The 12153-nt window shown below is 62.6% G+C and carries 9 protein-coding genes; 7 read left to right on the forward strand and 2 right to left on the reverse strand.

Annotated elements, in window-relative coordinates:
• Positions 1-22 precede the first annotated feature (22 nt).
• From ACT6QH_RS13890 to ACT6QH_RS13910, 5 genes are all read left to right on the forward strand, one after another.
• The gene (locus ACT6QH_RS13890) at positions 23-2830 is read left to right on the forward strand and encodes a DUF3772 domain-containing protein (RefSeq protein WP_444975422.1); all 2808 of its coding nucleotides are present in this window, start codon (positions 23-25) and stop codon (positions 2828-2830) included.
• Positions 2831-2958: 128 nt separating this feature from the next.
• Positions 2959-3492 carry a CAP domain-containing protein gene (locus tag ACT6QH_RS13895; protein WP_444975423.1) on the forward strand — a complete coding sequence of 178 codons (534 nt, stop codon included), beginning with the start codon at positions 2959-2961 and terminating at the stop codon, positions 3490-3492.
• A 649-nt stretch (positions 3493-4141) separates the two neighbouring features.
• Complete coding sequence (locus tag ACT6QH_RS13900) at positions 4142-5701, forward strand: cytochrome ubiquinol oxidase subunit I (RefSeq protein WP_444975424.1); 1560 nt, start codon at positions 4142-4144, stop codon at positions 5699-5701.
• A gap of 1 nt (position 5702) precedes the next feature.
• Positions 5703-6851 (forward strand): cytochrome d ubiquinol oxidase subunit II, encoded by a 1149-nt coding sequence (gene cydB, locus ACT6QH_RS13905; RefSeq protein ID WP_444975425.1) that lies wholly within the window; start codon positions 5703-5705, stop codon positions 6849-6851.
• A gap of 13 nt (positions 6852-6864) precedes the next feature.
• On the forward strand, positions 6865-7101 hold the full coding sequence (locus ACT6QH_RS13910; RefSeq protein ID WP_444975426.1) for a hypothetical protein: 237 nt from the start codon (positions 6865-6867) through the stop codon (positions 7099-7101).
• Between the two features lie 103 nt (positions 7102-7204).
• On the opposite strand, the gene rnhB is transcribed toward ACT6QH_RS13910, so the two are convergent.
• Together rnhB and ACT6QH_RS13920 are read right to left on the reverse strand one after the other, a co-directional pair.
• Entirely contained in the window at positions 7205-7786 is a 582-nt protein-coding gene (gene rnhB / locus ACT6QH_RS13915; RefSeq protein ID WP_444975427.1) for a ribonuclease HII, read from the reverse strand.
• 264 nt (positions 7787-8050) lie between these two features.
• Positions 8051-9016 carry a LysR family transcriptional regulator gene (locus ACT6QH_RS13920; RefSeq protein ID WP_444975428.1) on the reverse strand — a complete coding sequence of 322 codons (966 nt, stop codon included), beginning with the start codon at positions 9014-9016 and terminating at the stop codon, positions 8051-8053.
• 218 nt (positions 9017-9234) lie between these two features.
• Here ACT6QH_RS13920 and ACT6QH_RS13925 point away from each other — a divergent pair, with 218 nt between their 5' ends.
• Positions 9235-10731, forward strand: coding sequence for a CoA-acylating methylmalonate-semialdehyde dehydrogenase (locus ACT6QH_RS13925; protein WP_444975429.1), 1497 nt, complete (start codon positions 9235-9237; stop codon positions 10729-10731).
• A 210-nt stretch (positions 10732-10941) separates the two neighbouring features.
• Positions 10942-12102, forward strand: a complete 1161-nt coding sequence (locus ACT6QH_RS13930; protein WP_444975430.1) for an isobutyryl-CoA dehydrogenase — start codon at positions 10942-10944, stop codon at positions 12100-12102.
• Positions 12103-12153 lie beyond the last annotated feature (51 nt).

The following is a 12153-nucleotide window of genomic DNA, read 5'->3' on the forward strand; positions in this document are numbered from 1 at the left end:
CCGGGGCGTGGAGATAAAGACAATGGCAGTGTGGCGGACAGGCGGGGCTACGGTGTGGTGCGGGCTGGTTCCGTCGGAATATAAGCCTGCAATTCCGGGCCGGAGCGGGCGGTGTTTCGCACAAGCCGGTGCGCTTCTGGCTGGCCTGCTGCTGTTCATGCTGGCGGCGTTGCCCGCCGCCACAAGCCGTGCCGAGGCGCAAACCGTTCCCTCATCCGGCTTTGTCAGCCAGGCGGAAAAGATCACGCTTTCTGAAGCGGAGCCTGCCGACAAGAATGGGGCCGCGCCGGGTGAGGCGTCCGCCGCCGCGCCGTCAGCCCCGTTCGTGCCGCAAGATCCTTTGCTGACGACAGCGCGCGCCGAGATTGAAACCGCTCGTGCTTCTCTGGCCAGTCTGGAGAGTGCCTTGGCCGTGGAAGGCTTGCGCGCGGCGGATCTGGATGAATTGCGCGGGCGCATCGTTCCCATTCGGCGTGAGCTCGGCAAGGTGACAGATGAATTGGTGCCGCGCCTTGCGGAAATCCGCAGCCGCCTGGCCACCTTGCCGCCGGCCCCGACCGATGGGGCGGCGGAAGATCCGCTGGTTGTGGCGGACAGGGCGCGGCTGACGGCGCTGACCTCTGCCCTGGAAGGGGTGCTGACCCCCATCCGCGCCTTGTCCGAGCAGGCGGAGGGGCTCTCCAATCGCATCAGCACGCGCCGCCGGGCCTTGTTCACCAGCCTTCTGTTTGAGCGCTCCCCGTCAATGTTTGATCCGGTCTTGTGGACCGAGGCCGTAGCCAGCGTGTCGGGAGAGTTCCGGGCGACCCATTTGTTGCTGAATGACTGGGGGGCCTTCATCATCCAGAAAGAGGGGCGATGGGGCGGGCTGGGCATTCTGGCCGGCAGCCTTGCGGTGGTGCTGGCCGTGGTGGTGGTGGGACGACTTGTGCGGACCCGCCTGCGCACGCCGCCGCCGCCGGCGGAGGGCACAACATTCTCGCGCGGGCGCGCCGCGCTGGAGGCCATCAAGGTGCTGTTTCTGGAGGCGGCGGTGGCCCCTCTCGCTGTCGCCGGCGGGGTGATGTTCGCAGAACTGTTCGACGCCATTCCCACACGAATGGAAGGGCTGATCGAAGGGCTGATCGCCGCCGTCACTCTCAAGGCTTTCGGCACCGCCATGGCGCGTGCGGCCATCGCGCCGGGCGAGCCCTGGCGACGCCTGACGCCGATATCCGATCATGATGCGGCGGTGGCCTTCAAATATTTCTCCTGGGCGGTGTGGACCATGGCGCTGGCGGTGGTGTTCTTCGCCCTGCATCGCACCCTGTTTGCCCCATTATCGCTTATGGTGGTGAGCAGTGGCGTCATGGCGCTGATGATCGCCGGCTTTCTGGCGCGCTTTCTGGTGTATCTCTCCCGCAAGGATATGGGGGAGGAGACGGAAGGAGCTGCTGAAGGGGTCGTGGCCGCTGCGGGCGCCTCTCCCCGCACCCGCAGCCCGGAATGGATCCGCTTTCTGGTCTGGCTGCTGGTGGCGCTCATGGTGGTGGGGCTGGCGGCGGGTTATGTGAGCTTCGCGGCCTTTGTGGCGGGCCGGCTGGTGCTGGCGGGCATCATTCTGGGCGTGCTCTATGTGCTTTATGCGCTGATTGATGCAGCCTTTGAGGATCGCTCACGCGAGGAAGAGCACCGTCGCCTGCGCCCCGTGGCCCGGCTACTGGGCCTCTCACCCATGAATCTGGAGCTGATCGGCGTCATTCTGGCTGGCCTGCTCAAGGTGGTTCTGCTTCTGGTGGCCGTGCTTCTGGTGGTGGGAAGCTGGGGCACCAGCACAATCGACGTGATGGAAATGCTGGCCGATTTCTCATTCGGCATTCGCATTGGCAATGTCACCATCTCGGCGTGGAATGTGCTTTATGCGGTGGCGCTGCTGTTGCTGGGCCTGGGCCTTGCGCAGATGGTGCAGCGCTGGATCTCGCGGGTTGTTCTGCCCCGCACGAAGCTGGAAGCTTCGCTGCAATCCTCCATTTCCACCATTGTGGGTTATGTGGGCACCATTGCCGCATTGATGGTGGCGATGTCCGAACTGGGGCTGAACCTTGAAAATGTGGCGCTGGTGGCTGGTGCGCTCTCGGTGGGTATTGGTTTCGGCCTTCAGTCCATCGTGTCCAACTTTGTGTCCGGCATCATCCTGCTGGCCGAGCGCCCCATTCGCGTGGGTGACACCATCAATGTGAAGGGGGAAGAGGGCTATGTACGGCGCATCTCGGTGCGCTCCACCGAGATCGAGACCTTCGACCGCTCGGCGGTCATCGTGCCCAATTCGGATCTGATTACCGGCATGGTGAAGAATTTCACCCATGCCAATACCAGCGGCCGTATCATCATCACCCTCAATGCCTCTTATGATGCCGACCCGGAACTGGTGCGGGATCTGCTGGTATCCTGCGCCTGCGATCATCCGCAGGTGTTGCAGACACCGCCGCCACGGGTGCTTCTTCTGAAATTTTCCGAGATGGGGCTGGGCTTCGAGCTGCGCTGTGTGGTGGCCAATGTGGATTTCAGCGCGACCGTGCGTTCAGATTTGCATTTCGCCATTCTCACCCGGTTCCGTGAGGCGGGTGTTGGCCTGGCCTATTGGCCCTGGGCCTCAATGGCGCGTGCGCCGGCGGATATGGTGCCGCCGCCGGTGAGGGAGGCCGAGACGCCGGCCGTCCGTCTTGAAAACATTGCCGAGGCGCGCGGAGACGCGGAAAAGCAGTCGCCTGCGCGCGCGTCTTCAGACGCGGACGAAGAGATGAACAGGCTGGTGAAAGCCAGGACGAAGCCGCCGCATGGCAGCGATTGATGGCAGTGATGAATGGTCGCGATTAACGCGTTTGCAACTTGTTTATGCCAGCATGATGGCCCTTGTGCCGTTCCGCCTTCCGGGGCGGGCGGCGTGAAAATCCTTTTCACCGCCCTTCTGGAGCCGCCATGCGCCTCCCATTTCGTCTTCCCCTCTTCGTGCCGGCCGGGCTTGCTGTCGCCCTGTTCCTGGCGGGGTGCTCTTCAGACAATATGGGGGAGCAGCCCGCCTTCTATACCAATCTCGCGCAGACCGGGAAGCCCGTGGATGCTGCTGCTGCGGCGGCCATGCTTTCTGAATATCGCACAGGGCGCGGGCTCAGCCCGGTGACGCTGGACCCGGCCCTGAACCAGATTGCGCAGGAGCAGGCCAATGCCATGGCGAAGGCCAACAAGCTCTCGCATGAGGTGGGGGGGCGCAATTTCATCACCCGCATGAAGGCTTCCGGCTACAATGCGCGGGCTGCGGTGGAAAATGTGGGGGCCGGCTATCACACCCTTGCTGAAGCCTTCTCGGGCTGGCGCGATTCTCCTTCGCACAACAAGAATATGCTGGCACCCGGAATGACCCGCATGGGCATTGCCACGGCCAATGCGCCACGTTCCAAATATAAGGTTTATTGGGCGCTGGTTCTGGCCGAGCCGGATGCCGCCCCCCGCTGAAGGCATAGCCCGGAAGGGGCGTATCCGGCGGGATGGGCAAGATTGCCTGCCTGCACGGCAGAGATGATGAGCGGAAATCTGGCGGGAGATGACAGGCCCGCCCTGATGCCTCTGCGTAAGGCCGGATTTTGAGGCGGGATGGCCTTTGAAATCCACACGACTGACCTGCATAAATTGCAACTCTGATATTCGCCGGGCTGTGCCTGAATATCAGCCCTGCATCTACGCGTGACGATGGGCGCGTGGTTGCGGCCTGCTGTTGATCGTGCGGGGGGCCTCATGACCTTCAAGCATGTTGCTGCGCTGAAAATGGCGGAATCACGGTGATGCTGAGCCGGATATGTGGCCATGTGCATGTGGCGCTGCATCGGCCTTTCCAGCGCAACTCTTCATCATGGTGTGGCAAAACAAATGCTCAAACCAGCCTGCCGAAGGGGCAAGTATTTTGACACATCGCAAAAAACGAGCACTCACACAGATCCAAGTTTGAGCTTGGTATCATTTTAGACTGTTGACGAAAGCGAAAGAAGTCACCCATTCTGCCGCGACGATCCGGACCTTGCGCCTGGTCATGGTCTGCGCGTGCCGTTGCGGACCACCGCCATGCTGCATCGCAATATGAGGTTGGTTCTCATGAGGGGGCTTCAATATGGTCAATGATCTGGTCGTGGACCTGTCGCGGTGGCAGTTCGCCGCCACGGCGCTCTACCACTTCCTGTTCGTGCCGCTGACACTGGGTCTCACCGTTCTTCTGGCGGTGATGGAGACCATTTATGTCACCACCGGGCGGGAGGTCTACAAGCAGATGGCCCAGTTCTGGGGCAAGCTGCTGCTGATCAACTTCGCCCTCGGCGTGGCCACCGGCCTCACCATGGAATTCGAGTTTGGCACCAACTGGTCCTTCTATTCCAGCTTTGTGGGCGACACCTTCGGCGCACCGCTGGCGATTGAGGGCCTGATGGCCTTCTTCCTTGAATCCACCATGATCGGTCTGATGGTGTTTGGCTGGCATCGTCTCACCAAGGCGCAGCATCTCACCGTAACCTATCTGGTCGCGCTGGGTTCCAACCTGTCCGCGTTGTGGATTCTGGTCGCCAACAGCTTCATGCAGCATCCCGATGGTGCGGTGTTCAATCCCATCACCATGCGCATGGAACTTTCAAGCTTCGGCCAGCTCTTCTTCAACCCGGATGCGCAGGCCAAGTTCGTGCATACGGTGCTGGCCGGCTATCTCACCGCCGCCATCTTCGTGTGTGGCGTGAGTTCCTATTATCTGCTGCGTGGCCGCCACATGGAATTTGCCAAGCGCTCCCTGCGCGTGGCCTCTGTGTTTGGTGTGCTGGGCGCGGGCGGCGTGATTACCCTGGGTGATGCGCTGGGTTATGTCGGCGCGCATGTGCAGCCCACCAAGCTGGCGGCCATGGAAGCGCTGTGGAAGTCTGAGCCGGCGCCAATGGCCTTCAACGCCATTGCTTTGCCCAATCAGGCAGAACAGCGCAACGATTTCGAGATCCAGATTCCGGCGCTGCTGTCCATTCTCGTCACCCATTCGCTCAGCGGAACCCTGCCGGGTGTGCAGGAGCTTGAGGTGCAGGCGCAGGAGCGTATCCGCAATGGCATTCCCGCCGTTCTGGCGATGGAAAAGCTGAGCGCCAATCCGCATGATCCTGAAGCCCTGGCGCAGTTCGAGGCGCACAAGGCCGATGTGGGTTATGGCCTGCTGGTGCAGCGCTATGCGCCGGATCTGACGCAGGTGACAGACGAACAGGTCGTCAAGGCCGCGCGTGATACCATCCCCGAAGTGTGGATCGTGTTCTGGGCCTTCCGTGTCATGGTGGCTCTGGGGCTGGTGATGCTGGCCTATATGGTGTTCGCCATGCTTATCTCCCTCACCAATCAGGTGGAGAAGCGCCGCTGGTTCCTGTGGCTGGGCGTGCTCATGATTCCGGTGCCGTTCCTGGCCTGTGAAATGGGCTGGCTGGTTGCGGAAGTGGGGCGTCAGCCCTGGACAGTCTATGAAATGCTGCCCACATGGCTGTCGGCCTCCACGCACAGCGAAGGCTACATGATCTTCTCGATCACCGGCTTCGTGCTGCTCTACACCATCTTCGCCATCATCGAGATGTTCCTCATGGTGCATTTCATCCGCAAGGGACCGGATGATGTTCAGGGTGCGCATGGCGCAACCCAGCTGGCGGGAGGCTACTGATATGGAAGTCTTTGCTTTCGAGGCCTACGCCATCCTCAAGGTGCTGTGGTGGGTGCTGCTCGGCGTGCTGCTGGGCGGGATCGGCGTCATGGTCGGCATGGATATGGGCGTTGGCACCATCCTGCGTTATGTCGGGCGGACCGACAGCGAGCGGCGCGTGGCGCTGAACGTCATCGGCCCGCATTGGGATGGCAACCAGGTGTGGTTCATCCTGGGCGGCGGCGCCATCTTCGCCGCCTGGCCGCTGGTCTATGCCACGGCCTTCTCCGGCTTCTACATCGTCATGCTGCTGCTGTTGTGGAGCATGATCGTGCGGCCGCTGGGCTTTGAGTATCGCGGCAAGATGCCGTCTGACGGCTGGCGTGCCGCGTGGGACGCCACGCTGTTCATCTCCGGCTTCCTGCCCATGGTGGTGTTCGGCGCGGCCATCGGCAATGTGTTGCAGGGCGTGCCCTTCAATTTCGATTGGCGGCTGCGTTCCTTCTACACCGGCAGCTTCATTGAGCTGTTCAATCCCTTCGCCATTCTGTGTGGCCTCATGTCCGTGTCGCTGGCGGTCTATATGGGCGGCTGCATGCTGGGGCGCGCGGCGGGTGAACCGGTGGGCGGGCGTGCCCGCACGGCGGCCATGGCTGCGGCTGTGGCGGCGATTGTGCTGTTCACCATTGGCGGTTTCTGGGTGGCCAATCTCAGCGGCTACCAGCTGGTTTCCGGCCCGGCAGCCGCCGCACAGCAGACCCCGCTTCATCAGGAAGTGGTCTATGTGCCCGGCGCACTGCTGGTGAATTATGTGAAGCATCCCATCTTGTGGGTGCTGCCGGGGCTGGCCTATGCGGGCCTCATTCTGGGCCTTGTGGCTCTGGCGGCGCGGCGTCCGCTGGTGGCCTGGTGGTTCGGCGTGCTGGTGTGGGCCGGCGTGATCGGTGCGGTGGGCGCATCCATGTTCCCGTTCCTCATGCCGTCCATCACGCATCCCTCGCACAGCCTCACGGTGTGGAACTCGGGCTCGAGCCTGCGCACGCTGGGCTGGATGACGGGCTTCACCATCGTCTTCATGCCGATCATCATCTGGTACACCAGCTGGGCCTTCTGGGTCATGCGTGGCAAGGTGGATGTGAAGCAGATCGAGACATCGGACCACGCGCTCTGAGGGGGTAGAAACCATGTTCTGGCGTTATGTCATTGCGATGGTGATTACCGTCATCGCCATTCTTCTCGCCGTAATCCTCGGGGATTACGGGCCGTGGTACCTCTCTTGGCTTCTGGGTACGGGCTTCATGGTCCTGCTGGCCGTGTCTGCCGGCGTGCTTTTTGAAGCGCAGGATGATGCCGAGCGCGGCATTTCCGAGCCCATCATCAAGCTGGATGATGAGACCGCTGCCGAAAGCGCGAAAAACTGAAGCCCTAAGGGGGTACAGGCCCGGTCTGGAGGTTTTCAGGGCGGGGCGGAAATTGAAAAGGCGGCCATGGGCCGCCTTTTTGCTGTGTTGTTTTGTCAGCTTTTCATTCGTCCAGCAGCAATTGCTGGGCGCGCACCGGCGCGAAAGAGCGGCGATGATGCGGGCAGGGGCCATGGCTCCGCAGAGCTTCCAGATGGGCGGCCGTACCGTAACCCATATGCCTCTCGAACCCGTAGGCCGGATATTGCGTGCCGAGGCGGGTCATCAGCCTGTCCCGCGCCACCTTGGCGACAATGGAGGCGGCGGCGATGGAGGCCACCAATCCGTCACCGCCAATAATGGTTTCCACCGGGCAGGTGGCCTGTGGTGGATCATTGCCATCCACGAGCAGAAGATCCGGCTCCCGCGGCAGGCCTCGTACCGCCTGCGCCAGCGCCCAGAGGGTCGCCTGGCGGATGTTGTCCCTGTCGATACGCTCCGGCGGGGCAATGGCGATGGCCAGTTCCGCACTGGCGCAGATCTCCGCATAGAGCACTTCCCGGCGCTTGGCGCTGAGCTTCTTGGAATCGGCCAGGCCTTGCGGCACCTGCGCCGGGTCCAGAATGACAGCCGCAGCCACGACAGGTCCGGCCAGTGGCCCGCGACCCACCTCATCAGCTCCGGCTATCAGATGGTACCCCTGCATATGGAGCGCCTGCTCTCGCGCAAAATCCAGTTCTGGTGCGGGCGCGCGCCGGGGGCGGCCAGTTCTGCCTTTGCTGTTTGAGGCGGTTTTGGAGGGGGTTTTGGGGCGTGAGGCCATGGGATGCCTTCGGCAGATCTGGAGGGGCGGCTGGGCGTTTTCATCCGCAGTGGGATCGGGCGGCTGAAGCCATATGCGCAGAGGCTTCTTCCATACAGGATGGGGCGAGGATTGTCCGGCCCCAGGCACCAGGCACCAGGCTGGGGTTCAGCCTGCCGGCATCAGCAGATGGCGGCCCTTCTGGGCAACCTCCACGATGAATTCTGCGGCCACGCGTACACGGGCCAGATCACGCATGTCACTATGGGTGATGAGCCAGAAGCTGCGTGTGAGGCTGACCTCTTGCGGCAGAACCGGCACCAGCGCCGTCTCGTCCGGGCCGGCGAAGAGATCTCCCATGAAGCAGGGCAGCACGCACACGCCGGCCCCGCCGCGTGTGGCGAAAAGCTGGGCGACCAGGCTGGAGCTCTTGATGCGGATGCGCAGATCGCGCGCCACCTGCGGCGCATAATCCAGCTCTGGCGCATAGATCAGCTCATCCACATAGCCGATGAAGGGATGGCTGGAGAGTTGTGCCCGGCTGGTGATCTCGCCGTGACGGGCCAGATAGCCGCGTGCCGCGTAAAGCCGCAGGCGATAATCGCACAGCTTTCGCGCATGCAGACGCCCGGCTGCTGGCCGGCTGAGGGAGATGGCGATATCCGCCTCGCGCCGTGAAAGAGAGAAGAGGCGCGGCATGGCCAGAAGCTGTATATCCAGGTCGGGATGCTGGCGGGCGAGCTCGCCGATGCGGGGGGCGAGGAACAGCGTGCCGAACCCATCTGGCACGCCGATGCGCACCGTGCCGGCTACACCAAGATCCGCCCCGCCAATGGCTCCCTGTGCGGCCAGCGCCAGACTTTCCATATTCTCGGCCGCCGCCAGCAGGCGTTCGCCGGCCGCCGTCAGCCCATAGCCGCGGGGGCTGCGGTCAAACAGCTTGGCGCTGAAGCTGTTTTCCAGCGCGGCGATGCGCCGGCTTACGGTGGAATGCTCAACGCCCAGCCGGGCTGCGGCAACGGTTAGCCGTCCGGCGCGCGCCACCGCCAGAAAGAAGCGCAGGTCCGACCAGTCAAAATCGCCTTGCGGCAGGGCGGGCGAGGCATCGTTTGGTGGAATGGGGTGATCCGGCACGCGGGCTCCATATGTAGATCTACGCACATATATGGTGCGCGAATTGATGTGGATGTGCGCAGAAAGATAGCGCATCCTGCTCTTGGAAACAGCGGGGTGCATGTTCTTGCACACATTCGGCGCAGCCAATACGGCGCGGCGCCACCCCGCCACAAGGATGCAGACCGCTACAGGCAGATATGCCGGGCAAGGCTGCACGATATCTGGAGGAGGAACCCATGCGCGAGATCGGACATTTCATCGGTGGCCAGCATGTGGCGGGCAAATCTGGCCGTACGGCCGATGTGTTCCAGCCTATGACGGGGGAGGTCATCGGCAAGGTGGCGCTGGCCAGTGCGGATGAACTGCGTGCGGCGGTGGAAAATGCGAAGGCGGCCCAGCCGGCCTGGGCCGCCACCAATCCGCAGCGTCGCGCCCGTGTGCTCATGAAGTTTCTGGATTTGGTGCAGCGCAATTATGATGAGCTGGCGGAACTTCTCGCCCGCGAGCATGGCAAGACCATTCCTGATGCGAAGGGCGATATTCAGCGCGGGCTTGAAGTGGTGGAATTCGCCTGCGGCATTCCGCATCTGATGAAGGGGGATTATACCGAAGGCGCTGGCCCCGGCATTGATATCTATTCCATGCGCCAGCCGCTGGGCGTGGTGGCGGGCATCACCCCGTTCAACTTTCCGGCCATGATTCCCATGTGGAAATTCGGACCGGCCATCGCCTGCGGTAACGCCTTCATCCTCAAGCCCTCCGAGCGCGATCCGGGCGTGCCCATGCGTCTGGCGGAACTGATGATGGAAGCCGGCCTGCCGGCGGGCATTCTCAATGTGGTGAATGGCGACAAGGAATCGGTGGATGCCATTCTGGATGACCCGGATATCAAGGCCGTGGGCTTTGTGGGATCGTCCTCCATCGCGGAATATATCTATGCGCGCGGTTCGGCCCATGGCAAGCGCGTGCAGGCTTTTGGCGGCGCCAAGAACCATATGATCATCATGCCGGATGCCGATATGGACCAGGCCGCCGATGCGCTGATCGGTGCGGGCTTCGGTTCGGCGGGTGAGCGCTGCATGGCCATTTCCGTGGCGGTGCCGGTGGGCGAGGAGACCGCAGACCGGCTGGTGGAAAAGTTGGTGCCCCGCGTGGAGGCGCTGAAGGTTGGCCCTTCCACCGATCTGGCCGCCGATTTCGGCCCGCTGGTGACGCGGGAGGCGCTCAACCGCGTCAAATCCTATGTGGATGCGGGCGTGAGTGAAGGGGCGAAACTGCTGGTGGATGGCCGCAATTTCACCCTTCAGGGGTATGAGGACGGCTTCTATATGGGCGGTTGCCTGTTCGACCGAGTAACGCCGGATATGCGCATCTACAAGGAAGAAATCTTCGGCCCTGTGCTCTCCATTGTCCGCGCGGCGGATTATCGCGAGGCGCTGCGCTTGCCCACCGAGCATGAATATGGAAATGGCGTTTCCATCTATACCCGCGATGGTGATGCTGCCCGCGATTTCGCCGCCAAGGTGGATGTGGGCATGGTGGGCATCAATGTGCCCATTCCGGTGCCGCTGGCCTATTACACCTTCGGCGGCTGGAAGCGCTCCGGTTTCGGCGATCTGAACCAGCACGGGCCGGATGGCGTGCGCTTCTACACCAAAACCAAGACTGTCACCTCCCGTTGGCCTTCCGGCATCAAGGATGGGGCGGATTTCGTGATCCCCACCATGGGGTGAGGCCTGAAGTGCCGCCGGCTCATCCCCCGACCGGCGGCACGGGCTGGCCTTTTCCGCTCTGGAACGCGCCAGGCGTGTTCTGCGCGACGAACAGGGCCGGTTATGGTCCGGCCATTGATTCCGGCGCATTTTCCTTGTGGCCAGGCTGCTGGTGTAATGCGCCGGGTGGGCCGGAACCAGAGCATGGATGCAGCAGGCAGAGGAGACGGGATGTTTTCCCTGAACGAGGAACAACAGGCCATTCGCGATATGGCGCGCGGTTTCGCACAGGATGAAATCGCCCCCCATGCCGTGGAATGGGATGAGAAGAAGCACTTTCCGGTGGAGACCCTGCGGGCGGCGGCGGCGCTGGGCATGGGCGGCATCTATGTGCGCGAGGATGTCGGCGGCTCCGGCCTTTCCCGGCTGGATGCAGCGTTGATTTTCGAGGCGCTGGCCGAAGGTTGCCCCGGCACCTCTGCCTATCTCTCCATCCATAACATGGCGACATGGATGATCGACCGCTTTGGCACTGACGACCAGCGTCGCAAGTGGGTTCCCGCCATGTGCAGCATGGAGAAACTGGCCTCCTACTGCCTCACTGAACCGGGTGCGGGCTCGGATGCCGCCGCCCTGAAAACCCGCGCCGTGCGGGAGGGCGATCACTACATTCTGGAGGGTCAGAAGCAGTTCATCTCCGGCGCGGGCGATGCTGATATCTATGTGGTGATGGTACGCACGGGCGGTGATGGGCCGAAGGGCATTTCCGCACTGGTGGTGGAAAAGGGAACGCCCGGCCTCTCCTTCGGCGTGAATGAAAAGAAAATGGGCTGGAATGTGCAGCCTACCCGCGCGGTAATGTTTGAAGGCGCGCGGGTGCCGGTGGCCAACCGGCTGGGTGCGGAGGGCGAAGGCTTCTCCATCGCCATGTCCGGGCTGGATGGCGGGCGGCTGAATATCGGGGCTTGCTCTCTGGGCGGGGCGCAGGCGGCGCTGGACCGTACGCTGGCCTATATGCGCGAGCGCAAAGCTTTCGGAAAAACGCTGGATGGCTTCCAGGCGCTTCAGTTCCGTCTGGCCGACATGGCGACGGATCTGGAAGTGGCGCGCACTTTCCTGTGGCGCGCGGCAGCGGCTCTGGACGCCAAACTCGCCGATGTGACGAAGGGGGCGGAAGCCACGCGCCTGTGTGCCATGGCCAAGCGTGTGGCCACCGACAGTGGCTTCGCCGTCGCGAACGAGGCGCTGCAACTGCATGGTGGCTATGGCTATCTGGCCGATTATGGAATCGAGAAAATCGTGCGGGATCTGCGTGTGCACCAGATTCTGGAGGGCACCAACGAGATCATGCGGCTGATTGTGTCGCGGGAGCTGATTGCCAGAAACGGCTGAGAAAACAGCTTCAATGCCTTGGCTATAATCACAAGAACAGGTTCAGAAGCG

The organism is Haloleucobacter albus (assembly GCF_052492075.1).

Bases quoted from the DNA above. Each gene is read 5' to 3' on its own strand.
- ACT6QH_RS13890 (WP_444975422.1), top strand. From the start codon at position 23: ATGGCAGTGTGGCGGACAGGCGGGGCTACGGTGTGGTGCGGGCTGGTT.
- ACT6QH_RS13895 (WP_444975423.1), top strand. From the start codon at position 2,959: ATGCGCCTCCCATTTCGTCTTCCCCTCTTCGTGCCGGCCGGGCTTGCT.
- ACT6QH_RS13900 (WP_444975424.1), top strand. From the start codon at position 4,142: ATGGTCAATGATCTGGTCGTGGACCTGTCGCGGTGGCAGTTCGCCGCC.
- cydB (WP_444975425.1), top strand. From the start codon at position 5,703: ATGGAAGTCTTTGCTTTCGAGGCCTACGCCATCCTCAAGGTGCTGTGG.
- ACT6QH_RS13910 (WP_444975426.1), top strand. From the start codon at position 6,865: ATGTTCTGGCGTTATGTCATTGCGATGGTGATTACCGTCATCGCCATT.
- rnhB (WP_444975427.1), bottom strand. From the start codon at position 7,786: ATGCAGGGGTACCATCTGATAGCCGGAGCTGATGAGGTGGGTCGCGGG.
- ACT6QH_RS13925 (WP_444975429.1), top strand. From the start codon at position 9,235: ATGCGCGAGATCGGACATTTCATCGGTGGCCAGCATGTGGCGGGCAAA.
- ACT6QH_RS13930 (WP_444975430.1), top strand. From the start codon at position 10,942: ATGTTTTCCCTGAACGAGGAACAACAGGCCATTCGCGATATGGCGCGC.